This window comes from Streptomyces sp. NBC_01314 (assembly GCF_041435215.1).
Lineage (GTDB): Bacteria > Actinomycetota > Actinomycetes > Streptomycetales > Streptomycetaceae > Streptomyces.
The window spans coordinates 3702575-3726647 of sequence record NZ_CP108394.1; the positions used below are offsets into that span (position 1 = coordinate 3702575).

Genomic DNA, 24073 nt, shown 5'->3' on the forward strand with positions numbered 1-24073 from the left:
GAGAACACGTACTTCAGAGACTTCGGAAGCGACTTCGGAAGCGACTTCAAAAAGAAGGGTGGCCCGCTGATGGCCGAGCAGTTCGTCGGATCCGGCTGGGCGTTCCCGCTGCGCATCGGGCCCACCGGGGGCATCGCCCTGGTCAGCGGGGAGCGCGAGGTCGAGGAGGCCATCCGGCTCGTGCTGGCCACCGCGCCGGGTGAGCGGCCGATGCGCCCCGAGTTCGGCTGCGCCATCCACGACCTGGTGTTCGCGCCGGTCAACGAGGCGACCGCCGGCCGTATCCAGCACGAGGTGTACGCGAGCCTCGACCGCTGGGAGCCGCGGATCGAGGTGACCGACGTCGACGTGACGGCGGGCGCCGACCAGGGCGTCCTCTTCATCGACGTCCGCTATGCGATCCGCGGCACCAACAACCCGCGCAGCCTGGTCTTCCCGTTCTACGTCATCCCCTCCCACGACGAGCCGGACCTGGCTTCCGAAGGCTCCGACCGTCCCGAAAGCGACCGCTGATGGCCCTGCCCTCCCCGAACCTCGACGACCGCCGCTTCCAGCAGTTCGTCGACGACGCCAAGCGCTACATCCAGCAGCGCGCCCCGGAGTGGACCGACCACAACGTCTCCGACCCCGGCGTCACCCTGGTGGAGACGGTCGCCCACATGGCCGACCAGATCGTCTACCGGCTCAACCGGGTGCCGGAGAAGAACCATCTGGCGTTCCTGGACCTGGTGGGCATCACCCTCTTCCCGCCCTCGGCCGCCCGCACGGACGTGACCTTCTGGCTGTCCGCGCCGCAGGAGGAGCCGGTGCCACTGCCCGTGGGCACCGAGGTCGCCACCCTGCGCACGGAGAGCGAGGAGGCGGTCGTCTTCGCCACCGAGCGCGAACTGTCCGTCGTGCCCTGCGAGTTGCGGCACCTGGTCACCCAGCGGCCCGGTGAGCCGGTCGCCGACCGGACGGCCGACCTCGCCGAGGGCAAGGACCTGATGTGCTTCGCCGAGTCCCCGCGGCCCGGCGACTGCATGCTGTTCGGGCTGACCGCCGCCGTGCCGTACTGCGCGATCGTGCTGGAACTGGACAGCGTGGTCGACGGCGTCGGCGTGGATCCGCGGCAGCCTCCGCTGGTCTGGGAGGCGTGGACCGAGGACGGCTGGACGGTGTGCGAGATCGACCGCGACGGCACGGGAGGCCTCAACCGGCCGGGCGAGGTGATCCTGCACATGCCGGGCGGGCACACCCTGTCCCGCACCGGCGGACAGGAGGCCGGCTGGCTGCGCTGCCGGGTCACCGAGCCCCTGCCCGGCCAGCCCTTCTACACCACCTCGCCGACGGTCCGCGCGGCCGAGGCCTTCACCATCGGCGGCACCACCACCGCCGTCCATGCCGAGACCGTGTACGACGAGGCCCTCGGCGAGTCCACCGGCCTGCCCGGACAGCGGCTGCGCCTGGCCCACTTCCCCGTGGTGGGCGACACCCCGCCCGTGGTGCTCCAGACCGCCGAGCACGACGGCTGGACCGACTGGGACGTCGTCCCGTCCTTCGCCGCGTCCGCCTCCTACGACCGGCACATCACCCTCGACTCCGCCACCGGCGAGATCGCCTTCGGCCCGGCGGTACGGGAGCCCGACGGCACCCTGCGCGAGTACGGCGCCGTCGCGCCCAAGGGCGCCGTCATCCGCGCCGTGCGCTACCGCACCGGCGGCGGCAGGGCCGGCAACGTCGCCCGGGGCGCCATCCGGGTGCTGCGCACCTCCGTCCCGTACGTCTCCGAGGTCGTCAACCGGGAAGCCGCGCGCGGCGGGGTGGACGCCGAGACCGTGGAGGAGGCGAAGGTCCGGGCCCCGATCACCCTGCGCGCCCAGGAACGCGCGGTGACCCTGCGCGACTACGAGGAACTCGCCCGCCGCGCGGCCCCCGAGACCGCCCGCATCACCTGTCTGGAGGGCGAGGAGGGCGAGCACGGGGCGTACGCGGTACGGGTGTTGGTGGTCCCGCAGGCCGTCCCCGACCCGGGCGGCCGCCTCCGCTTCGAGCAACTGGTCCCCGGCGACGCGCTGTTGCGCCGCATCACCCGTCACCTGGACGAACGCCGCCTGATCGGCACGCGTCTCGCGGTCGGTCCGCCCTTCTACCAGGGGATCACCGTCGTCGCGACGCTGCACGCCTTCCGCGGCACCGACACCGACCGGGTCCGCAGGCAGGCCCATGACGCGCTGTATCGCCACCTCGACCCGCTGACCGGCGGCGCCGACGGCCGCGGCTGGCCCTTCGGCCGCCCGGTCCAGTCCGGCGAGGTCTTCGCCGTCCTCCAACGCGTCCCCGGCGTCGAACTCGTCGACGACGTCCAGCTCCACCCCGCCGACCCCCTCACCGGCAAGCGCGGCGACCCCACCAACCGCATCGACCTCTCCCCGCCGTCCCTGGTCTTCTCCTTCGACCACCGCGTCCGAGTGATCGGGGACAAGCCATGACCCCCGCCGTTCACCCCGTGGGTGCCGCCCCCTCCGTGGGCGATCGTTCCGCTGGGCGGAACGGGAGGGCACAGCCTGTGGCGCCGGGCGCCGACGGGGCCCCCGCCGCGCAGGGCCACCGGGCTGGGGGCGCCCCATGAGAGGCTCCATCGACGGCCTCGGCTCCCCCACCCCCATCGGCACCATGCTCCCCGCCGTGTTCGCCGACGACGACCTCGCCCAACGCTTCATCGGCGGCCTGGACGACGTACTCGCCCCGATCCTGTCCGTCCTCGACTGTCTGGACTCCTACTTCACGCCGTCGCTCGCCCCGCTGGACTTCACCCAGTGGCTCGCCGGCTGGGTCGGCGCCGAGACCGACGGCACGGAACCGGAGGCCCGCCTGCGCGCCGCGGTCGCCGCCGCCGCGTACCTGCACCGCGTACGCGGCACCCGGCGCGGCCTGTCCGAGGCGGTACGCCTGGTGTTCGGCGTGACCCCGGAGATCACCGAGAGCGGCGCCGCCACCTGGGACGCCCGCCCCCTCGGCCCGGTCCCCGGCGAAGCCCGCCCACGCCTCCACGTGGCCCTGCGCCTGCCCGACCCCACCCCCGCGGACGAACACCGGCTGGACAGCCTCGTGGCCGCCGCCCGCCCCGCCCACATGCCCTACACGGTCCAGGTGACCGCCGCCGAAAGGATCCCCGAGAGATGACCAGCCAGACCCCCGGCACCGGCCAGGCCCAAAGCTGCGCCGAATGCGGAACCCGCGGGGAGCCCGGCCAGTCCTTCTGCGACGCCTGCGGCGCGGTACTCGGCTGGTCCGGAACCCCGGCCCGAGCGACCGCGGGCGGCACCGGGAGCGAACCCGCCGACCGGCCGGACACCGGACGCCCGCGCGGCGAAGCCCCGGCCCCGGCTTCGGCGAACGCCGCACGGACGACAGCCTCGGCCCCGGCCCACGCGGACACCGGACGTACGAGTGCCCCAACGCCCGAGCACGCCGGCGCCGGACACCCGAGGGCCGAAGCCCCGGCCCCGGCGAACGCCGGGCGCGCGACGGCCGACGGCGAGCCCGGCTGGGACGCCTTCGCCCACCCGGGCGCCGGCACGGGTACGGCCCGCACCGGCCACGACCCGGCCCAGGCGGGCGCGACCACGGTCGCCGCCGGCGGCGTCGGCACCCCGGAGGCCGGCACGGCGGTCCGCACGGACGCGCCCACCGCCACCACCCGCCCCGCCGCCGACCCGTCGCCCGCCGACCCGACACCGGCATCCCCCACGGCCCATGCACAAACCCAGAACCATGCTCAGGCCCAGGCCCCGAGCGTGACGGCCACCCCCGGCCCGGCGCACCCGCCCCCGCACCCCCACCACGACGGCGAGGCCCCCACCACCCCCCTCCCGACGCCGGCCTCGCCACCCCTCTCCCCCTCCCCCTCCGCCTCGTCCCCCTCCGCCGCCGATCGGGCCAGGTCCCTCCTGGTCCCGGTCGCCGACCCCGAACCCCGTGCCCCGGCGGAACCGGCCGTCGCGCCCGTCCTGCCGGGCCGCCCGGACGTGCAGCGGCCCCAGGTCCGTACCCCCGGACCGGAGTTCGGCGCTGAGGGCGGTGTGCCCTGCCCGTGGTGCGGGACCCCCACCCGGCCGGACCGGCACTTCTGCGCGCGCTGCGCGATGCCGATGGCCGGGCGTACGGAGGCACCGGGACGGCTGCCGTGGTGGCGCCGGATGCTGAACGGCCGCAACACGGAGACCCCGTGGGCAGGTGACCGCCCCCGCCTGCGCCGCGGCTTCGGCCGGATTCTCAACTGGGTGGTCGGCGCCCTCGTCCTCACCCTGATCGTCACCCTCGCCTTCCAGGCCGACGACGGCTACCAGGCGGCCCGTGACCACTTCGCCAAGCGCGCCTCGGTCGTCCCGGACACCTTCAAGGCGTCCCGCTCGTTCCCCGGCCACAAGCCGGACCTGGCCTTCGACACGTACAACAACACGTGGTGGGGCCCGGGTGTCACTCAGTCCGGCGAGGGGGAGTGGATCGAGGCCCACTTCGAGCAGCCCGTCCGGCTGCTGGACGTGGTCATCATCCCGGGCGTCTCGAAGAAGCCGGACCAGCGTGCGGAGTCGGCCCGCCCGCACCGCATCGAGGCGACGATCACCGCCGCCGACGGCTCCAAATCCACCAAGATCCTCACCCTCGACCAGACCGCCGGCGGCCAGAGCCGCAAGTTCCGCGTAGGCAACGCCGAGACCGTCCGCTTCACCATCCGCTCCGCCTACGGCGCCCACGACGACAAGCAGGTCGCCATAGCCGAGATCGAGTTCTTCGGCCGCTCGGCCGGCAACAGCTAGAACACGCCCGCGACAACCGGCCGTCCCTCGTCGTGACGACTCCCCGCCCTCCTTCCAGGGCGGCGGTCCGGAGGGAGGATCTGTCGCGGCGACGGGACGCGAAGGGGCGCCCACCGTCTGTACGACGGTGGGCGCCCCTTCGCGTCCGGCTCACTTGCCCAGGTGGGCCCAGAACTCGTCGAACGACAGAAGCTTGTCGCCGTTGAGGTCGCGGGTGCGGATGATGACCTCCGCCACGGACTCGGTGACGTTCCAGTCGCCCTCCTGGGCCAGGGCGGTCTTGAACTCCGCGGCGGTGATGAACCCGTCACCGTCCGCGTCGATCCTCTGGAACTCCTTGCGTGCTGCCTCGATGTCCGCCACCGATCCGCCCCTTCTTGGTGCCCTGCCTCTGCGAGGCAGTACTGCTGACAGTCCTACTGACGCAGGTCAGGTTAACCGGCCACGCGAGCGCGGAGCGCGGCGACCACCCACGCGAACTCCTCCGTGTGCGCCGACAGCGGCTCCACGCCCCGCACCAGCGCGGCCAGCTCCCGGAACCGGGCCAGCTCGGGGTGGGCCGCCGAGGTGACGCGTTCCAGCAGGACGGCCCGGTCGGCGTCGCCGAGCAGCCCGGTCAGCACCTCGTCGGCGGCGGGCGAGACGGGGTCGACGCCCTCCCGCAGCGCCTCCCCCGCGAGCTGCACCAGACGGCTCATGAACCACAGGGAGGTGCCCGGCGGCACGTCCGGCCCCCGGTCCGCCGCGTTGAACTCGACGGTGTCGCGCATGCGCGCCCGGAACCCCGGGTCCTGGAGCATCTCGGCCAGCTCCACCCAGGCGTCCACCTGCTCGGGCGTGGGGTTCTCCGGCAGATCCGCGAGGCTGAACCTCAGCCGCGTACGGATGTCGGGGTCGGCGGTGTCGAGCCCCCCGAAGGTCTCCTCCAGGAAGTCGTCGATGATCCGCCCTCGTTCGGCGGCGGACAGCCGTGCCAGTCTGTTCATCAGGGTCATCTCCTCCGCGGTCGAGCCGCGTCGCGCCACGGTCGACAGCACCGCCCGGGTCACCTTCAGTGCCCGGATCTGCGCGTCCAGCGCGGTCACGTGCGTGGCCGCCACCTCCGCGACGGTCGCCTCGCCCGCGAGCACCCGCCGTACATCGTCCAGGCCGAGCCCCAGCTCCCGCAGGGTGCGGATGAGTTCGAGCCGGGCCACGGACTCGGCGTCGTACAGCCGGTAGCCCCCCGCGCTGCGGGTGACCGGGTGCAGGACGCCCTCGTCCGACCAGTAGCGGATCGTGCGGACGGACAGACCGGAGCCGCGGGCGAGCTGCCCGATGGTGAAAAGGCCGGTGCCGTTCTCGATCATGTCTGCGAGTGTGGGCCTTCCAGTGGGTGGAGACTCAAGGAGCACGGCGAAGGAGTCCGGTGACGGAGAGCTTGCGGGACATTCTGGACGCGGTGGCCCGGGGTGTCTTCCCGCCGGCGGACGGCGGTACGACCGTCGTCGCTCAGCACTCCCCCCGGGACGCGGGGGTGCTGTGCTTCACGGCGCACTCCGTCGTCTTCACGGACGAGGATCCAGTGGGGGTCCCCCCGGTCGAGCGAAGCCGAGACTGGGGGAGGGTGTACGAGAGTCTGGCGGCCACGGAGTGCGACGCACTGTCCGCGAGCATGAACCCACGGTTCCTGGCGGCCCTCATGGAACGGACGGGCCGTACGTCCGAGACCATCGACGCGATGCTGGTCGCCTCGCCCCTGCCGGGCGAACCGCCGCTGCCGCTGAAGGAGATAGAAGACGCCGGACACCCCCGCGTCGCGTACGCGCGGCGACGTCGTGACGACGTACGGGTCTGGGCGGCAGACGGCGGAGTCCTGACGACGGGCCGGGGAATCGCCGGACGGCTGGAGGTCTCGGTCGAGGTGGACGAGGGCGGACGGCACCGGGGGCTGGGCCGGTCGCTGGTGGCCGCCGCCCGGCATCTCGTCGCCGAGCCGCTGTGGGCGCAGATCGCGCCGGGGAACGCCCGCAGCGTGCGGGCGTTCCAGTCGGCCGGCTATCTGCCGGTGGGCTCCGAGATACTGCTCAGCGCCCGTCGGGGACCACGGGCCCGATGAGCGCGACGGGCGTCAGTGCCAGGGCTCGTAGTGCGGGTTGCTCTCGCACTCGCTCATCTTCTCCGTCTTGGTCTTCTTGTCGACCGGGCAGACGCCGATGACGTACTGCGGCTTGATACCGCCGGGGAAGGCGACCTCGACCTGGTCGGCCCACCGGTGCTGGTCGCCGATGGTCCTGTTGACGTCCACGCCGCCTGGGGCGTCGATGTAGTAGTTGTAGCCGGACTTGTACCAGGTCTTGTACAGGTCGTGGTCGTAGGTCGTGGAGACGTACGGCGAGGGCTGGTTGACCAGGACGTACTGCTCGATGTCGTACTGCCCGTCGATGACGTCCTTGGGGTGGAAGCCCTGCTCGAAGATGGCCGCCGGGCCCCGGCTGTCGCTGCGGTACAGCGTGCCGCAGGTCGTGCGCCAGGCCGGCTCGGGCGTGATGCGGTCGACGTCCACGCGGCGGTCGACGGCGGCGTGGACCGGGTCTTCGAACTGGGGGCAGGCGGGGGCGGCAGCCCCCGCAAAGGCAGCGGGGGCTGCCTTGGCCGAAGCGGTGGTGGGGGTCTGTGCCGGAGCGGTCGAGGCGGTGGTCGCGAGGACGGCGGAGACGGACAGGGCGACGGCGGCGGCCCGGCATCGCAGACGAGTTGTGATCATGCTGAGCACGATCTCGGCTGCGCGGCGCCAGGCCCCGGACCATCACCCGTACGGCGGCGTGTCAGACCGCTCGGTTGTCGTGTGTCACCGGAAGACGCCGGTTTCAGTGGAAGGAGCCGGTCGTCAGCGGAAGACGCCGGTGTGGCCGAGCGAGTAGCGGCCGGGCTGCGGGTACACCGCGAGGCCGTGCGGGCCGCTGCCGACGGGAATGCGAGCGAGCTGCTTCCCGCTGCGGGTGTCGATGGCGTACACCTCGGAGTCGTAGCGGCCGGAGAGCCACAGGACCTTGCCGTCGGCGGAGACGCCGCCCATGTCGGGGCTGCCACCGTCGGGGAGGTACCACTTCTTGGTGAGCTTGTTCTCGGTGAAGTCGAAGACCGACACGGAGCCCTCGCCCCGGTTGGAGACGTACATCTCGCGGGAGTCGCGGCCGACGTACAGCCCGTGGGTGCCCTTGCCGGTGGGCAGCAGCTTCGGCTCGTCGAACTTGTCGCCGTCGAGGACCCACATGCCGTCGGCCATCATGTCGGCGACGTAGAAGCGTTTGCCGTCCGGTGAGACCTTCACGTCCTGCGGCATGGCCCCCTCGAACGGGAGCTTCTGCTGTCCGACGACCTTCATCTTCTCGGTGTCGACCTTCAGCAGCTCACCGCTGAACTCGCAGGACACGATGAAGTACGTGCCGTCGATCGAGAAGTCGGCGTGGTTGACGCCGTAGCAGGTGACCGGCTCGGTCCTGACCCGCTTCATGGTGTGCGGGTCACGGAAGACGAGTTCGCGGTCGAGGGAGGCCATGACGACGGCGTATCTGCCGTTGGGTGTGAAGTACAGGTTGTACGGGTCGTGCACCTCGACCGGCCGGCCCGCCTTCCCCGTCCTGGGGTCGATGGGGGTGAGGGTGTGGCCCCGGTTGTTGTTGACCCACAGGGTCTTGAGGTCCCAGGAGGGCACGACGTGCTGGGGCTGGCGGCCCACCGGGATCGTCTCGATGATCTCGTACGTCTTCGGGTCGATGACGGAGACGGTGTCGGACTCGCTGTTGGGGACGTACACCCGGGAAGGGAAGTCCTTGACCACCGGGGAGAGCCGGTTCGGGCGGTCGGCGGCGTAGACGTCCTTGGGGTCCAGGACGGGCGGCATGCCGTGCAGCCCCCTGACCACCGTCCGCTGTTTCTTCTCCCGCTCGGCTGCTTCGGCTTCGGCGGTTGCCCGGTCGGCCCGGATCCGCTGTTCCTGCTCATGGGGCCCGGTCTCCGCGCCGCACGCGGCCACGGCGGCGAGAACGGCGGCCGCGAGAAGGGCGCGCTGCACGAGGTTGCACTGCATGAGGGGGGTGCGGGGGGTGGTCACGCGACCTTTATAGGGAGGTCCGGCATGAATTCCGGCGATTGGCCCGATCGACGGAGGTGCGCGTTGCGCGATCCACCGGTCCGCACCCGACCGGAGGTGCGCGTCGCGCGACCTACTGGTCCGCGCCCGGTCGACGACGACGCACGTCCCGCGGCCTACCGGCCCGCGCCCGACCGACGAAGCCGCACGTCCTACCCGCCCGAGCCCCACCGACGAAGCCGCACGTCCCGCGTCCTACCGGTCCGCGACCCTCATTTCGAACCACGTCGTCTTGCCCCGCGGCAGCAGGTCGACCCCCCACCGGTCCGAGAGCTTGTCCACCAGGAACAGCCCCCGTCCGCTGAGGTCCGTCTCCTGCACCGGGATCAGACAGGGCAGCCCCCGTGAGGGGTCGCGGACCTCGATCCGGATCCAGCCCGGCCGGCGGCGCATACGGAGTCCGAAGACGCGGGCGCCGGTGTGCCGCACGGCGTTGCCCACGAGTTCGGAGACGAGCAGGACCGCGTCCTCGGTCATCTTCGGCGACAGCCGCCACTGGCGGAGGACGACGACCTGGGCGAGCCGCCGGGCCGTGGCCGCGGACTCGGGACGGGACGGCAGCGGGACCTCCGCCTCGGTCGGGTTGCCGAACAACTCCAGCGCCTTCTGCGCCCGTTCGTCCTCGATCGCAGGTGACCAACGCGCCGCGGTCGCACTCCCGTGCCGCCGCGGCTGTTCGATACCCTCCAGCCCCGCCATGCCCCCATCATGGCCGCCCCAGGCCCTGTCCGGGGCCGTTCCGCAGGAATACAACCCCCGGAACCAACCATTCCGGAGGTTTCGGATGACATATGCCATTGGCAACAAGCCGCCCGCGACGGCCCACCTGACCTGCGCCGACACCCTGAACTTCGGTCAACGCCAAGAGCCTTGGGTAAGGATCTCTTAAGGCTGCCTTAAGGAACGGACAAACCGCTCCTTAGGGGGACGCGGGTCCTACACCGCGTCAACCGCAAGTCGCCCAGCGGAACTTGCGGGCCGGATTCCGAAGCCCCCGGCCCTTGAATCCACGGCCGTCAGACGAACTTCGCCTTGCCCGGCCCCTCCTCCACGAAGCTGCGCATCCCGCGCTCACGGTCCTCCGTGGCGAACAGCCCCGCGAACCAGTTGCGCTCGATCGCGAGCCCGGTCTCCAGGTCGGTCTCCAGACCCGCGTCGATGGACTCCTTGGCGGCCCGCAGCGCGATCGCCGGCCCCCGCGCCAGCCGGGCGGCCCACTCGTGCGCGGCGGTGTACACCTCGTCGGCCGGGACGACGCGGTCCACCAGGCCGAGCACGAGGGCCTCGTCCGCCTTGACCATGCGGCCGGTGAAGATGAGGTCCTTGGCCCTGGACGGACCGATGAGGCGGGACAGCCGCTGCGTGCCGCCCGCGCCCGGGATCACCCCGAGCAGGATCTCCGGCTGGCCGAGCTTCGCGTTCTCCCCGGCGATCCGGTAGTCCGCGCACAGCGCCAGCTCGCAACCGCCGCCCAGCGCGTAGCCCGTGACGGCCGCGACGACCGGCTTGGGGATACGGGCCACGGCGCTGAAGGAGTCCTGCAGGGCGCGGGACCGGGCGACCATCGCCGCGTGGTCCATGGCCTGCATCTCCTTGATGTCCGCGCCGGCCGCGAAGACCTTCTCCCCGCCGTAGATCACCACCGCGCGGACGTCGTCGCGGCGCGTGGCCTCCTCCGCGAGCTCCTTGAGGCGGTCCTGGGTGGCGATGTCCAGGGCGTTCATGGGCGGCCGGTCGAGGCGGATGGTGCCCACGCCTTCGGCCACTTCGAGATGCACAGTCATGAGGGCAGGTTAACGGCGACTAACGGCAGCGGCCCCGGTGCGGTACATCACACCGGGGCCGTGCGTCAGACTCTCGGGCTCTCAGGCGGCAGCGTCCGCGCCTACCACTTGGACCAGGCCATGTTCCAGCCGTTGTAGCCGTTGTCCGGGTCCACGGTGCGGTCGTTGGAGTTCTTCACGACCACGACGTCGCCGACCATCGAGTTGTCGAAGAACCACGCACCGGGCGCCTTGCGGTCGTAGCCGCCACGGGTGTCGCGCAGGCCGATGCAGCCGTGGCTGGCGTTGTAGTTGCCGAAGGCGTCGCCGCCCCAGTAGTTGCCGTGGATGAAGGTGCCCGAGTTGGTCAGGCGCATCGCGTCCGGCACGTCCTTGATGTCGTACTCGCCGCCGTAGCCGACCGTCTCGCCGTTCATCCGGGTCACGCGCAGGCGCTCGCTGATGACCATCTGGCCGTTCCACGACTCCATGCCGGGCTTGCCGGTGGTGACGGGGATGGTCTTGATGACCTTGCCGTCACGCGAGACCTTCATCGTGAGCTTCTTGACGTCGACGACGGAGACCTGGCTGCGGCCGATGGTGAAGGAGACCTTCTTGCTCTGCTCGCCGTAGACGCCGTCGCGGCCCTCGACGCCGTCGAGGTTGAGGTCGACGGTGACCTTCGTGCCGGCCTTCCAGTACTTCTCCGGGCGGAAGTCGAGGCGGTCGTTGCCGAACCAGTGGCCCTTGACGTCGACGGCCGGCTCGGTCTTGATCGTGATGGCCTTCTCGACGTCCTTGGGGGCGGTGATGCCCCGCGTGAAGCGGATCGAGAACGGCATGCCGACACCGACCTTCGACCCGTCCTCGGGAGTGAAGATGCCGACGAAGGTGTTCTTCGGGGTCAGCGTGGTGAAGGAGGAGTCCTCGGCCGCCTCACGCCCCTCGGTGTCCTTCGCGATGGCGTGCACCTTGTACTCGGTGGCCGAGTTGAGGTGGATCGACGGCGTCCAGGTGGCGCCGTCGCCGGATATCTCGCCGGCGATCTTGTCGCCCTTGTCGTTCTCGACCGTGACCTCGGACAGCTTGCCCTTGGCGGCGCTCACCTTGAGCGCGCCGCTGGTGGTCACGGAGTCGGCGCCGTTCTTCGGAGCGATGGAGACCACCGCCTCCGAGGCCTTGGTGGCCGTCTTGTCCGAAGTGGTCCTGTCGGAGCCCTTCCCCTTGTCGCCGCCGGAGCCGGAGTCCGAACTCCCGCCTCCGCCGCACGCGGTGACCGCGAGCAGCATCAGGACCGGCAGCATGGCCAGGGCCCCCTTGCGCCGCCGAGTCCGCGCGCCAACCGACGCCCCCGATATCGGTCGCCCGTTCAACTCTCTGTTCTCCCCTCGCACGGCCTGATCAGGCCCGCACCCCTACGCGCAGAGCGCGCGTACGCTCGTACATTAACCAGATGATCGGGATGAATTGGCCTCGGTGAATGTCACCGTTCAGTCCCAACTTCAATCATCGCGCGCGTACCCACGGGCCGGTGCCATGTCGGTCGTGCCGGTGCTATGTCGGTCTACTTCACCGCCGCACCCGCTTTCCATTCATTCCACCGCATGTTCCAGCCTCCGAGCCCATTGTCGGGAGTGACCTTTTTGTCGTCGCTGTTGATGACCTCGACGACGTCCCCGACGAGGCTGCGGTCGAAGAACCAGCCCGCGGGGGTGCCGGAATCGCCGCCCTTCACATCGCGCAGACCCACACAGCCGTGGCTGACATTGGCCCTGCCGAAGGCGTCCGGCGCCCAGTAGTTGCCGTGCAGGAAGGTGCCGGAGGCGGTGAGGCGCATGGCGTGCGGGACATCCGGGATGTCGTACTCGCCCTTGCCGTTCGCCTTCCTGAAGCCGACGGTGGCACCGTTCATCCGGGTCACCTCCAGCAGCTCGGTGACGACCATCTTCCCGTTGTACGTCGTCGTCCTGGGCGCCCCGGCCGTGATGGGGAGCGTGGCGAGCACGCCGTCGCCGCGTTCCACACGCATGGTGTGCTTCGCCGCGTCGACCACGCTGACCTGGTGGCGGCCCACGGTGAACGAGAACGTCTTGTACTGCTGGCCGTAGACGCCGGGCGCCGCCTCGACGTCCCGCAGCCGCAGGCCGACCGTGACCCTGGTGCCGGGCTTCCAGTACGTCTCGGGACGGAAGTCGAGGCGTTCCCCGCCGAACCAGTGGGGGCGGACCTCGACGGGCGGTTCGGCGGTCACGTCCACGGCGCGTTCGACGGCCGCGCGGTCCTCGATCTCCCGGTTGAACTCCAGGGAGACGATCATCCCGGTGCCGACGGTGGACCGGTTCTCGGGCGTGACGTACGCGATGAAGCGCTCGTCGGGGACGTACGTGGTGAAGGTGACGTGCCGAGCCGAGCGGCGGCCGTGACCGTCGAGAGCGACCGCGTCGACGGTGTACCTGGCGGCCAGCGCGAGCTTCGGTGAGCCGGTGGGGCGCCAAATCAGCCCGTCGGCGGACAGCCGGCCCGGTACGGGTGACTCCTGCGCGTCCTGCGACTTCACCACCTTGACGGACTCCAGGCGCCCGCTGGGCACCCGTACTTCGAAGCGTTGCTCCGGGCGCACGCCCTTGCTGCCGTCCTCCGGAACGACCCGGATCGTGTCGTCGGGTGCCTTTCCACTGGTCAGCGGCGGTCCGACGGTGCATCCGGCGGCCCCGGCCAGCAGACCTGCCCAGGTGAGTGCGGCGGCCAGGGCGGCCACGGCGCGGCGCGCGTGCGTCTGTGCGTGGTTCACGTGCGGCCCAACGACGGCGCACGCTCCCGGGAAACGTGAGTGCGAGGCGTGCTCTGGGCAGAACACTTGGGAGGACGACGTGATGGGGAGCGGTGCAGGGACAGCCGGGGCCCCATCCCCGTCGCCCCACCGAGCCGCGGGAGGCCTGAGGTGTCGAGCGCAGCCGAGCAGGAGGAAGTACGGGGGACGCGCGGGGTGCCGGCCGCGCGCCCGGCCACCGTGCTGAACGGCGGTCGGCAGGGCGCGCCCGTGCCGGAGACGAGGCCCGTGTGGCCGGGGGCGTCGACGCCGCTCGGCGCGCGGTTCCGGGTGGGCCCCGACGGGGTCGCGGGCACCAACTTCGCGCTGTGGGCCGGCGGGGCGGAGGCCGTCGAGCTGTGCCTGTTCTCCGAGGCGGGCGAGGAGACCCGGTTGCGGCTGACCGAGCTGACCCATGAGATCTGGCACGGCTTCGTGCCCGGCGTCCTCCCCGGGCAGCGGTACGGCTTTCGCGTGCACGGCCGCTGGGACCCGTGGACCGGCGCCCGCTGGAACCCGGCGAAGCTCCTCCTCGACCCGTACGCGCGGGCCGTGGACGGCGAGTTCGGTCTGCCGCCGGAGGTGTACGCGCATGTCCGGGACTGGCCCGAGCAGCATGTCGCGGACACCGTGCGCGACGAGCGGGACTCGGCGCCGCACGTCCCCAAGGGTGTCGTCGTCCACGACGACGACGACTGGGCCGACGACCGCCGCCCGAAGACCCCGTGGGCGGACTCGGTCATCTACGAACTGCATGTACGCGGCTTCACCATGACCCACCCGGGCATCCCCGAGGAGCTGCGCGGCACGTACGCCGGGCTCGCGCACCCCGCCGCGATCGAGCACCTGGTGAAGCTGGGGGTGACGGCGGTGGAGCTGCTGCCCGTGCACCAGTTCGCCCACGAGGACCATCTGCTGCGCCGGGGCATGCGCAACTACTGGGGCTACAACTCGATCGGCTACTTCGCCCCGCACGCGGGGTACGCCTCGTCGGGCACGGCCGGGCAGCAGGTCGGGGAGTTCAAGCGGATGGTGCGGGCCCTGCACGCCGCCGGGATCGAGGTCGTCCTCGACGTGGTCTACAACCACACGGCCGAGGCCGACGAGCGCGGCCCGAGCCTGTCGCTGCGCGGCATCGACAACCGGGGCTACTACCGGCTGCAGAGCGACGCCCGCCGGTACGCGGACTACTCGGGCTGCGGGAACACCCTGCACGTGGTCCAGCCCCACGTCCTGCGCCTGATCACCGACTCGCTGCGGTACTGGGTGACGGAGATGGGCGTGGACGGCTTCCGTTTCGACCTGGCCGCCGCGCTCGCGCGCTCGATGCACGACGTCGACATGCTGTCCCCGTTTCTGGCCGTCATCGCCCAGGACCCCGTGCTGCGGCGGGTGAAGCTGATCGCCGAGCCGTGGGACGTGGGTTCGGGCGGCTACCAGGTGGGCGCCTTCCCACCCCTGTGGACGGAGTGGAACGACCGCTACCGGGGCGCCGTCCGGGACTTCTGGCGGGGCGCGCTGCCGGACGTGCGGGACCTGGGGTACCGGCTGTCGGGGTCGAGCGACCTGTACGCGTGGGGCGGGCGGCGGCCGTACGCCTCGGTCAACTTCATCACCGCGCACGACGGTTTCACGCTGCGGGACCTCGTGTCGTACGAGCGCAAGCACAACGAGGCGAACGGTGAGGGCAACCGGGACGGCTCGGACGACAACCGCTCCTGGAACTGCGGCACCGAGGGCGAGACGGACGACGAGCGGGTACGGGCCCTGCGGCGGCGGCAGTTGCGGAACCTGCTGACGACGCTGCTGCTGTCCACGGGGGTGCCGATGCTGGTCGCCGGGGACGAACTGGGCCGCACCCAGGGGGGCAACAACAACGCGTACTGCCAGGACAACGAGATCAGCTGGCTCGACTGGAGCCTCCTGGAGGACCCCGCCTGGAAGGCCCTCTTCGATCTGACGGCCCGCCTGATCGCTTTGCGCCAGTCGCATCCCGTGCTCCGCCGCCGGGCCTTCTTCTCCGGCCGGGCCCACTCGGCGGACGGACTGCGGGACCTGGCCTGGTTCACGGCACGCGGCACCGAGATGACCGAACGGGACTGGTATGCGCCGGCCGCGACCCTCGGCATGTACCTCTCCGGCCGCGACATCCCCGGCCGCGACGCCCGGGGCGCCCCGATCCTCGACGACAGCTTCCTCACCGTCCTGCACGCCGGCGACCGCCCGGTGAGCTTCGTCCTGCCGGGGACGCCGTGGGCGCAGCGGTACGAGGTGGTCGTCGACACGTCACGGGAGGAACAGGGGGAGGGACCGGGCCTGGTGCACCGGGCGGGGGAGGCGGTGACGGTGGCGGCGCGGTGTGTGCTGCTGCTCCGGGTGATCGGCTGAGAGCTCCTCGCCCCCGCCGCCCTGCCCGTCCCGTCCGTCCCGTCCCCAGGGGCAGCCGCCCCTTCGACCCGGCTGGGTGGGAACGACGGGTGTGGACGAGTTGTGCGGCATGTGTCGAGAATCCCGGCGGAGCACGCGGGAACACATCGGCCATCGCACTCGAACGGGCATCAGCCGATCGGTTGACATACCGGTACGACCCCTCTGGCCTCCTCGAACGCCCGCTGTGCCCGCGCTGGTCGTAGGACTCGCGACCGAGCGAGGTCCGGCCAAAACTCGGTGGGCGTTGTCAGTGGCGATCCGTAGGCTCGCTGCTGATGCCCACGACACGTGCACCCGCCGAAGAACCCGAGCCGACCCAGGAACCCGAGGCCGCCGCGCTGCCCGCAGAGCCCGCGAGGGCAGGGGCGGCCGGGAAGGCCGAGGGGCGGTCCGCCGTACGCGCGCTGCTGCGGCTGTGGCCGTACGTGCGGCCCGTACGGGCGCGGCTGTCCGTCGCCGCGTTCGTCGCGATAGTCGCCTCGTGCGTGGGCCTGTTCATCCCGCTCGTCCTGAAGTGGATGGTGGACGGGCCGGTCGCCGACCGGGACCCGGCGGGCGTGTGGCTCGGGGCGCTGTACCTGCTGCTGCTCGGCCTCACCGAGGCGCTGCTGTTCGGGTTGCGGCGCTGGCTCGTGGCGCGGCCCCTCGCCGGGGTCGAGGCGTCGATGCGCGCGGATCTGTACCGGCATCTGCAGCGCCTCCCGGTCGCCTTCCACGACCGCTGGGCCTCCGGGCAGCTGCTCTCGCGCGGCACGACCGACCTGATGCTGCTGCGGATGTTCCTCGCCTTCCCGCTGACGTTCCTGCTGGTCAACGCGGTGACCATCGTTGTCGGCGTCACCATCATGCTGCTCCAGGACTGGACCCTCGGGCTCGTCATCCTCGGGCCCGTCGTCCCCGTGATCGTCACCTGCGTCCTCTTCGAGAGGAAGTACGCCACGGTCGCGCGCGCCGCGCAGGACCAGGTCGGCGACCTGACGACCGTCGTCGAGGAGAGCGTCCTCGGTATCCGCATCATCAAGGGGTTCGGCCGGCACCGCAGCCAGGCCCGCGCGTTCCGCGAGCTGTCGCGGACCCTGCGGGGAACGGAGCTGCGCAAGGCCCGCCTCCTGTCGGCGATCTGGGGCGTCATCATCACGCTCCCCGAACTGGCCATCGGCGCGGCGCTGGTGCTCGGTGTCGTCCAGGTCGCCGACGGCGTCCTGTCGGCCGGCACGCTGGTGGCGTTCCTGTCGACGGCCCTCGCCCTGCGGTGGCCCGTCGACTCGATCGGTTTCCTGCTGGCGATGAGTCAGGAGGCGGCGACGGCGACGGAGCGGTATTTCGAGGTGATGGACGAGAAGCCGGAGTCGACGACGGTCCTAGCTGCGGGCAGTCGTGCCGCTGGGGCGGCAGGGGTGGGCGCAGCGGCACCTCACAACGAGCAGCGCCCCCTGGACGACGGCGACAGCTACACCGGCACCGGGCAACTGGGCGGGCTCCGGTTCCACGACGTCACCTTCCGCTATCCCGACGCCGCCTCCGGCACCGCCCCCACGCTCGACCACATCGACCTGCACATCCGCTCCGGCGAGTCCATGGCCCTGGTCGGGGCCACCGGCTCCGGCAAGACCACCCTCACCGCTCTCGTCCCCCGCCTCCACGAGGTCACGTCCGGCCGCATCACGCTGGACGGCCACGACATCACCGAGATGCCCCGGAAGTCGCTGCGCGCCCTGGTCGCCGTGGCCTTCGAGGAACCCACCCTCTTCTCGGCGACCATCGGTGAGAACGTCCTCATGGGCGCCCGGCCGGACGCGGGCGAAGCCGAGCTGGACCGCGCCCTGGCCGTCGCGCAGGCGGAGTTCGCGCACGCGCTCCCCCAGGGCACCGGCACGCAGGTCGGCGAGCAGGGCCTCAGCCTCTCCGGCGGCCAGCGGCAGCGTCTCGCACTGGCGCGGGCGGTGGTCGGCCGCCCCCGCTTCCTCGTGCTGGACGACCCACTGTCGGCGCTGGACGTGCACACGGAGGCCGCGGTGGAGGCCGCGCTGCGCCGCGTGCTCGCGGAGACGACCGCGCTGATCGTGGCGCACCGCCCGTCGACGGTGCTGCTCGCCGACCGCGTGGCCCTGCTCTCCGACGGCCGGGTCACGGCGGTGGGCACCCACCAGGAACTGCTGCGCACGAACACGGAGTACGCCCATCTGATGTCCGGGACCGAGGAGGACCAGCGATGACGGCCCCCGCGACCCCCGCGCGGAACAAGGAACCCGACGAGGAGCCGGGCGGTACGACGGGCACGACGACGGACGAGGCGACAGGCACGACGACGGGCGAGGCATCCGGCCGGACGCCCGGCGCGGGCCGGCCCGATGCCGCGCGGAAGGCGTCCGCCGTCGATCCGTTCGACCACGACGACCTCCCCACTCCCCCGGGCGCCACCGTCGCCCTGCTGCGCTCCCTCCTCGCGCCGATGAGGGCCCGGGTGGTCATGGCGAGCGTGCTGCTCCTGCTCCAGCAGGCGGCGGTGCAGGCGGGCCCGCTGCTGGTGGCGTACGCCATCGACAGTGCCGTACCGGCGCTCCGGGACGGCCGGCACGGGCCGCTGATCGCGGTGGCGGTCGGGTATCTGGTGTGCGCGCTGACGGCCGGCGGGCTGCAGTACCTGTTCATCGGGGCGTCCGCGCGCGTGAACCAGGACGTGCTGCTGGATCTGCGCGGCCGGATCTTCCGGCACGCGCAGGCGCTGAGCATCGACTTCCACGAGCGGTACACCTCGGGCCGGCTCATCTCCCGGTCCACCACGGACGTCGAGTCGCTGCGCGAGCTGCTCAACGAGGGTCTGCAGGAACTCATCGGCGTGATCCTCGCCTTCGTCTACATCTCGGCGATGCTGCTCTGGCTGGATCTCGGTCTCGGCGCGGCGGCGCTGGTGTCGTTCATCCCGCTGTACGGCTTCGTGCGGATGTACCAGCGGCGCGCGGCGAGCGTCTACACGGCCCGGTCCAGCGCGATCGCCGCGGTGATCGTGAAGTTCGCGGAGACCATGAACGGCATCCGGCCGGTGCGGGCGTTCCGCCGGGAGACCGCGAACGACACGGAGTTCGGTGCCCTGAACCGGCACCACGAGCGCACGAACGGCGACGCGATCCTGGAGATGGCCCGCTATGTGGTCTGCTCCCGTGTCGTCGCCAACATCACGGTCGCGGCGATCGTGCTGTGGGGCGCGTACCGGGTGGCGTCTCAGACGCTCGCGCTGGGTGTGCTGGCGGCGGCGGTGCTGTATCTGCGGCGGCTGTACGACCCGATCGACCGGCTCGGCATGTTCCTCAACTCGTACCAGTCGGCGGCGGCCTCGCTGGAGAAGATCGCGGGCCTGCTGGCCCAGGCCCCGTCGGTCCCCGAGCCCGCCGAGCCGAAGGAGCTGCCGGCGGCGGCCTCCGAACTCCCGGGCCGCGAGGTCGTGTTCGACGACGTGCGGTTCGCGTACCGCACCGGCGGCGAGGTCCTGCCCCGCTTCGACCTCACGCTCGCGGCGGGCAGCACGGTGGCGGTCGTCGGTTCCACCGGCGCCGGCAAGTCGACCCTCGCCAAGCTGGTGGCCCGTTTCTACGACCCGTCGTCCGGGCGGGTCCTCCTCGACGGTGTCGACCTGCGGGACCTCCCGGTGCCCGAGCTGCGGCGCGGGGTGATCATGGTGACCCAGGAGTCGTTCCTGTTCTCCGGCACGGTCGCCGAGAACATCGCCATCGGCCGCCCCGACGCCACACGCGAGGACATCGAGCACGCCGCCAAGGCCATCGGCGCCCACGACTTCATCACCGCCCTCCCCGACGGCTACGACACCGACGTACGCAAGCGCGGTGGCCGTATCTCCGCCGGTCAGCGCCAACTCGTCGCCTTCGCCCGGGCGTTGCTCGCCGATCCGGCCGTCCTCATCCTTGACGAGGCGACCAGCTCCCTCGACATCCCGGGCGAACGGGCGGTCCAGCGCGCCATGTCCACGGTCCTGCGCGGCCGCACGGCCGTGGTGATCGCCCACCGCCTCTCCACGGTCGAGATCGCCGACCGGGTCCTGGTGATGGAGCACGGCCACATCGTCGAGGACGGCACCCCGGCGGACCTGATCGCGGGCACGGGCAGGTTCGCGGACCTGCACCGGGCGTGGCGGGACAGCCTGGCGTAGAGCGCGCCCCTGATGAAAGGCGCTGCCCTTCTCACGGGCACGCCCCTGACGAAGGGCGCGGCCCTTCTCACCCATCCAGTCAGCCAAGTCCACACAGAACCGGGGGCCGATGATCAACGCGTACGAGGACCCCGGCACACCCGACTGCCGCAGTGGCGCCCACTACCTGTGGTGGCTGGTCAGGCAGCAGGCCGGCCGTTCCGCCCTCGGCTCCCTCATCTCCTGCGTATGGATGGTGCTGCTCGCGGCCACCCCGTACCTGCTCTCCCGGGCGATCGACGAGGGCCTGGAACCCGGTGACCACCGGGCTCTGGCCGGCTGGACGGCCGCGCTCTTCGGCGTCGGCGTCTTCAACGCCTGGCTGAGCATCATGCGCCACCGCACGATGACCCGGGTCCGGATGGACGCCAACTTCCGTACGGTGAAGGTGGTGATGGCACACGCGGTCCGGCTGGGGGCGGCGCTGCCGCGCCGCGTCGGCGCCGGGGAGGTCGTCACGATCGGCGTGGGCGACGTCAACACGATCTCCTCCTCGCTGACGGTCATCGGCCCGGGGGTCGGCGCGTTCGCCGCGTACCTGGTGGTCGCCGGGCTGCTCGTGCCGGTCTCCCTCCCCATCGCCGCGGTCGTCCTGCTCGGGATACCGCTGATGGCCGTGATCGTGGGGCCGTTGATGCGGCGGCTGCAGGGCACCGAGACGGAGTACCGGGAGCGGCAGGGCGTGCTGACCGCCCGGATCGCGGACCTCGCGGGCGGGCTGCGCGTCCTCAACGGGCTCGGCGGCAAGGGGCTGGTGGCCGACGCGTTCCACCGGGACTCGCAGCGGCTGCGGGCGCAGGGGTACCGGGTGGGGGCGGTGACCAGCTGGATGCAGGCGCTCGGGGTGGGGCTGCCGACGCTGTTCCTCGCGGTGGTGACCTGGCTCGCGGCCCGGCTCGCCGCCCAGGGTGCCATCACCGTGGGTGAGTTGGTGGCGGTGTACGGATATGTCACCGTGCTGGTGCGGCCGGTGTCGTACGTCGTCGACTGGGGGTACGAGCTGAGCCGTGGGGTGGTGGCCGCGCGGCGCGTCATCCGGTTCGCGACCCTGGAGCCGCTGCCGGACCACGGCACCACGGACGCGCCCGCCGAGCCCTCGGGGCTGCACGACCCCGAGTCGGGGGTACGGGTGCCGCCGGGGCGGCTGGTCGCTCTGGCCGCCGACCGGCCGGCCGAGGCGGCGGCCGTGGTGGACCGGCTCGGCCGGTACGCTCCGACGGCGGTGACCTGGGGCGGAACCCCGCTCGACGCGATTCCGTTGGCGCAGGTCCGTGCGCGGATCCTGGTCGCCGACCACGAGGCCGACCTGTTCGCGGGCCGGCTGCGCGAACTGCTCGGCGGACACGGCGACGTCGACGACGCGACGGCGGCGGGGGCGCTGCGCGCGGCCGTGGCCGAGGACATCGTGCAGGGCCTGGCGGACGGCCTCGACTCGGCGATCGACGCGCAGGGCCGCAACCTCTCGGGCGGCCAGCGGCAACGGGTACGGCTGGCGCGGGCGCTGGTGGCCGACCCCGAGATCCTGCTCGCCGTCGAACCGACCTCGGCGCTCGACGCCCATACGGAGGCACGGGTCGCCCAGCGGCTGCGGGCCGCCCGCGAGGGCCGTACGACGCTGGTCACCACCACCTCGCCCCTCGTCCTCGACCACGCGGACACCGTCCTGCACCTGGTCGACGGCAAGGTCGCGGCCGGCGGCACCCACCGCGAACTCCTCGCGGGCGAGCCGCGGTACCGGGCGATGGTGGCGCGGGACGCGGGGGAGGAAGACGGGCCGGGCCGGGAAACGGACCCGGACGAGAGCACGGTCGAGGAGGTCGTACGGTGACCAGGGTCGAACCCACCCCCCACTCCTCGGGCCGGCTGCCCGTCGCGGAGGCGGTCGCCGTACGGCGGGCCACCGTACGGCTGGTGCGGGCGGACGGGCGGGCGTTCCTCGCCGTGCTGGGGCTGAACGGGGCGGCGGCCGCGATGGGGCTGGCCGGGCCGTGGCTGCTGGGGCGGATCATCGACGAGGTGCGCGGCGGGGGTGGCGTCGGGGCGGTGGACCGGCTGGCTTCGGCGATCCTGCTGTGCGCGGTGGCGCAGTTGCTGCTGGCGCGCTGGGCCCGGTATGTGGGGCACCGGTTCGGGGAGCGGACGCTGGCTCGGGTGCGGGAGGAGTTCGTGGACCGGACGCTGGCGTTGCCGGCGTCGGTCGTGGAGCGGGCGGGGACCGGTGATCTGACGGCGCGCGGCACGGCGGACGTGGACGCGGTCGGCAGGACACTGCGGGACGTGGGCCCCGAGCTGCTGATCAGCTCGGTACAGGCGGTGTTCCTGATCGGCGCGGTGTTCGCGCTGGATCCACTGCTCGGGATGTGCGCGCTGTCCGGACTGGTCGGTATCGGGGTGGTGCTGCGCTGGTATCTGCGCCGGGCGCGTACCGGCTATCTCGCGGAGGGCGCGGCCGGTTCGGAGGTCGCGGAGATCGTCGCGGCGACCGCGTCCGGGGCGCGCACGGTCGAGGCGCTGCGGCTGGAGCGACGGCGGATCACCGCGAGCCGTGACGCGCTGGAGGTGTCCCGGCGGCGCCGGTTCCACACCCTGTTCCTGCGCACGGTGTTCTTCCCGGGCGTGGAGGTCTCCTACTTCGTGCCCCAGGTGCTCGTCCTCCTCCTCGGCGGGGTGCTGCTCGCGCGTGGCTCGATCAGCCTGGGCGCGGTGGTGTCGGCGGCCCTGTATCTCCAGCAGCTGAGCGGCCCGCTCGACGAGATCCTGATGCGGGTCGAGCTGCTGCAGAGCAGCGGCGCCTCGTTCGCCCGCGTGGAGGGGCTGGCCGGTGCCCCACGCGTCGGCTCCGCCGGCACCCCGGAACCGGCGGACGACCGCATCGACGTGACCGGGGCCCGTTACGCCTATGAGCGGGGCGGCGAGGTGCTGCGCGGGGTGGACCTGACCGTGCGGCCGGGCGAACGACTCGCGGTGGTGGGCCCGTCCGGTGCCGGCAAGACGACATTGAGCCGCCTTCTGGCCGGCATCGACGCGCCGACCGAGGGCACGGTGACGGTCGGTGGCGTCCCCGTCGTCGACCTCGGGCCCGAACGTCTGCGCCGCCAGGTCGTCCTCGTCACCCAGGAGCACCACGTCTTCCTGGGTACGGTTCGCGACAATCTCCTGATCGCCGAACCGGCCGCCACGGACGAGGAGTTGTGGACGGCGCTGGGGGCCGTGGGTGCGGACCAGTGGGTCCGCGAGCTCCCCGAGGGCCTCGACACCCGCCTCGGCGAGGGCGGTCGCCGCACCGACGGCCCCCAGGCGCAGCAGCTCGCCCTCGCCCGCGTGGTCCTCGCCGACCCCCACACGCTCATCCTGGACGAGGCCACCGCCCTCCTCGACCCCACCACCGCCCGCCACACGGAACGCGCCCTCGCCGCCGTCCTCGACGGCCGCACGGTCATCGCCATCGCCCACCGTCTCCACACCGCCCACGACGCGGACCGCGTGGCCGTGATGGAGGACGGCCTGCTCACCGAACTGGGCACGCACGAGGAGCTGGTGGCGGCGAAGGGCGCGTACGCGGCGCTGTGGCGGAGGTGGCACGGGGAGGGGGCGGCCTGACGACCGCGCGCGGGCCCCGCGCGAGAATGCCGAACACCCCGATGGCGGGTCGGTCACCCGGAGAACGCGGTCTGGTTCTGCGGGGACCACGCTCACCTCGTCGAGGGGCTGACGGATCTGACGGCCGACGAGGCGCTGGAACGCATCAGGTAGCCCACGGCGAACGGTCCGCATAGCGAACATGACCAACCGGGCAGCGGACCATTTCCAGCCAACTTATTGACGCGCTCCTGACAGGACCCACCGTCTCCTGCCACTCTGCCCACAACCGCGACACAGCAACCTCACAAGCAGGCCCGGCCGTGCCGCGAAGCACCCCCCACGCATGTG

Annotated in this window: 18 protein-coding genes; 10 read left to right on the forward strand and 8 right to left on the reverse strand. The window is 72.0% G+C overall.

Going from position 1 to position 24073, the window contains the following annotated elements:
• Nucleotides 1-69 precede the first annotated feature (69 nt).
• From OG622_RS16140 to OG622_RS16155, 4 genes are all read left to right on the forward strand, one after another.
• Nucleotides 70-513, forward strand: a complete 444-nt coding sequence (locus OG622_RS16140; RefSeq protein WP_371576788.1) for a GPW/gp25 family protein — start codon at nt 70-72, stop codon at nt 511-513.
• Complete coding sequence (locus OG622_RS16145; RefSeq protein WP_371576789.1) at nt 513-2471, forward strand: putative baseplate assembly protein; 1959 nt, start codon at nt 513-515, stop codon at nt 2469-2471. Before OG622_RS16140 ends, OG622_RS16145 begins: the two co-directional genes overlap by 1 nt.
• A 136-nt stretch (nt 2472-2607) precedes the next feature.
• The gene (locus OG622_RS16150) at nt 2608-3165 is read left to right on the forward strand and encodes a phage tail protein (RefSeq protein WP_371576790.1); all 558 of its coding nucleotides are present in this window, start codon (nt 2608-2610) and stop codon (nt 3163-3165) included.
• Entirely contained in the window at nt 3162-4802 is a 1641-nt protein-coding gene (locus tag OG622_RS16155) for a zinc ribbon domain-containing protein (RefSeq protein ID WP_371576791.1), read from the forward strand. Before OG622_RS16150 ends, OG622_RS16155 begins: the two co-directional genes overlap by 4 nt.
• A 150-nt stretch (nt 4803-4952) precedes the next feature.
• Here OG622_RS16155 and OG622_RS16160 read toward each other — a convergent pair whose 3' ends face one another.
• Entirely contained in the window at nt 4953-5165 is a 213-nt protein-coding gene (locus tag OG622_RS16160) for an EF-hand domain-containing protein (RefSeq protein ID WP_033526808.1), read from the reverse strand.
• Nucleotides 5166-5236: 71 nt separating this feature from the next.
• On the reverse strand, nt 5237-6151 hold the full coding sequence (locus OG622_RS16165) for a MerR family transcriptional regulator (RefSeq protein ID WP_371576792.1): 915 nt from the start codon (nt 6149-6151) through the stop codon (nt 5237-5239).
• Between the two features lie 59 nt (nt 6152-6210).
• On the opposite strand from OG622_RS16165, the gene OG622_RS16170 reads away from it, so the two are divergent.
• On the forward strand, nt 6211-6900 hold the full coding sequence (locus tag OG622_RS16170; RefSeq protein WP_371576793.1) for a GNAT family N-acetyltransferase: 690 nt from the start codon (nt 6211-6213) through the stop codon (nt 6898-6900).
• 12 nt (nt 6901-6912) lie between these two features.
• Here the strand turns inward: OG622_RS16170 and OG622_RS16175 are convergent, their stop codons facing one another.
• From OG622_RS16175 to OG622_RS16200, 6 genes are all read right to left on the reverse strand, one after another.
• Nucleotides 6913-7548 carry an ADP-ribosyltransferase gene (locus OG622_RS16175; protein ID WP_371576794.1) on the reverse strand — a complete coding sequence of 212 codons (636 nt, stop codon included), beginning with the start codon at nt 7546-7548 and terminating at the stop codon, nt 6913-6915.
• A gap of 123 nt (nt 7549-7671) precedes the next feature.
• Nucleotides 7672-8874, reverse strand: a complete 1203-nt coding sequence (locus tag OG622_RS16180) for a YncE family protein (protein WP_371584110.1) — start codon at nt 8872-8874, stop codon at nt 7672-7674.
• Nucleotides 8875-9132: 258 nt separating this feature from the next.
• A complete protein-coding gene (locus OG622_RS16185; RefSeq protein ID WP_371576795.1) occupies nt 9133-9636 on the reverse strand; it encodes an ATP-binding protein in 504 nt (167 codons plus the stop codon).
• Between the two features lie 317 nt (nt 9637-9953).
• A complete protein-coding gene (locus OG622_RS16190) occupies nt 9954-10721 on the reverse strand; it encodes an enoyl-CoA hydratase/isomerase family protein (protein WP_371576796.1) in 768 nt (255 codons plus the stop codon).
• Between the two features lie 101 nt (nt 10722-10822).
• Nucleotides 10823-12073 (reverse strand): Ig-like domain-containing protein, encoded by a 1251-nt coding sequence (locus OG622_RS16195; protein ID WP_371576797.1) that lies wholly within the window; start codon nt 12071-12073, stop codon nt 10823-10825.
• A 191-nt stretch (nt 12074-12264) separates the two neighbouring features.
• Nucleotides 12265-13491 carry an Ig-like domain-containing protein gene (locus OG622_RS16200; RefSeq protein WP_371576798.1) on the reverse strand — a complete coding sequence of 409 codons (1227 nt, stop codon included), beginning with the start codon at nt 13489-13491 and terminating at the stop codon, nt 12265-12267.
• A 150-nt stretch (nt 13492-13641) separates the two neighbouring features.
• Here OG622_RS16200 and glgX point away from each other — a divergent pair, with 150 nt between their 5' ends.
• The 5 genes from glgX to OG622_RS16225 all read left to right on the forward strand — a co-directional run bounded on the left by glgX (nt 13642) and on the right by OG622_RS16225 (nt 23743).
• Nucleotides 13642-15897, forward strand: coding sequence for a glycogen debranching protein GlgX (gene glgX, locus OG622_RS16205; protein WP_371576799.1), 2256 nt, complete (start codon nt 13642-13644; stop codon nt 15895-15897).
• Nucleotides 15898-16214: 317 nt separating this feature from the next.
• Nucleotides 16215-18155 carry an ABC transporter ATP-binding protein gene (locus OG622_RS16210; protein ID WP_371576800.1) on the forward strand — a complete coding sequence of 647 codons (1941 nt, stop codon included), beginning with the start codon at nt 16215-16217 and terminating at the stop codon, nt 18153-18155.
• On the forward strand, nt 18152-20104 hold the full coding sequence (locus OG622_RS16215) for an ABC transporter ATP-binding protein (protein WP_371576801.1): 1953 nt from the start codon (nt 18152-18154) through the stop codon (nt 20102-20104). The genes OG622_RS16210 and OG622_RS16215 overlap by 4 nt, the downstream gene beginning before the upstream one ends.
• 109 nt (nt 20105-20213) lie before the next feature.
• Complete coding sequence (locus OG622_RS16220) at nt 20214-21971, forward strand: ABC transporter ATP-binding protein (RefSeq protein ID WP_371576802.1); 1758 nt, start codon at nt 20214-20216, stop codon at nt 21969-21971.
• Nucleotides 21968-23743, forward strand: coding sequence for an ABC transporter ATP-binding protein (locus tag OG622_RS16225; protein WP_371576803.1), 1776 nt, complete (start codon nt 21968-21970; stop codon nt 23741-23743). The genes OG622_RS16220 and OG622_RS16225 overlap by 4 nt, the downstream gene beginning before the upstream one ends.
• The last annotated feature ends 330 nt before the right edge of the window (nt 23744-24073 follow it).

Excerpts from the sequence above, each read along its gene's own strand:
- OG622_RS16140 (WP_371576788.1), top strand. The coding sequence starts at position 70 with ATGGCCGAGCAGTTCGTCGGATCCGGCTGGGCGTTCCCGCTGCGCATC.
- OG622_RS16145 (WP_371576789.1), top strand. The coding sequence starts at position 513 with ATGGCCCTGCCCTCCCCGAACCTCGACGACCGCCGCTTCCAGCAGTTC.
- OG622_RS16150 (WP_371576790.1), top strand. The coding sequence starts at position 2,608 with ATGAGAGGCTCCATCGACGGCCTCGGCTCCCCCACCCCCATCGGCACC.
- OG622_RS16155 (WP_371576791.1), top strand. The coding sequence starts at position 3,162 with ATGACCAGCCAGACCCCCGGCACCGGCCAGGCCCAAAGCTGCGCCGAA.
- OG622_RS16165 (WP_371576792.1), bottom strand. The coding sequence starts at position 6,151 with ATGATCGAGAACGGCACCGGCCTTTTCACCATCGGGCAGCTCGCCCGC.
- OG622_RS16175 (WP_371576794.1), bottom strand. The coding sequence starts at position 7,548 with ATGATCACAACTCGTCTGCGATGCCGGGCCGCCGCCGTCGCCCTGTCC.
- OG622_RS16180 (WP_371584110.1), bottom strand. The coding sequence starts at position 8,874 with ATGCAGTGCAACCTCGTGCAGCGCGCCCTTCTCGCGGCCGCCGTTCTC.
- OG622_RS16185 (WP_371576795.1), bottom strand. The coding sequence starts at position 9,636 with ATGGCGGGGCTGGAGGGTATCGAACAGCCGCGGCGGCACGGGAGTGCG.
- OG622_RS16190 (WP_371576796.1), bottom strand. The coding sequence starts at position 10,721 with ATGACTGTGCATCTCGAAGTGGCCGAAGGCGTGGGCACCATCCGCCTC.
- OG622_RS16210 (WP_371576800.1), top strand. The coding sequence starts at position 16,215 with ATGCCCACGACACGTGCACCCGCCGAAGAACCCGAGCCGACCCAGGAA.
- OG622_RS16215 (WP_371576801.1), top strand. The coding sequence starts at position 18,152 with ATGACGGCCCCCGCGACCCCCGCGCGGAACAAGGAACCCGACGAGGAG.
- OG622_RS16220 (WP_371576802.1), top strand. The coding sequence starts at position 20,214 with ATGATCAACGCGTACGAGGACCCCGGCACACCCGACTGCCGCAGTGGC.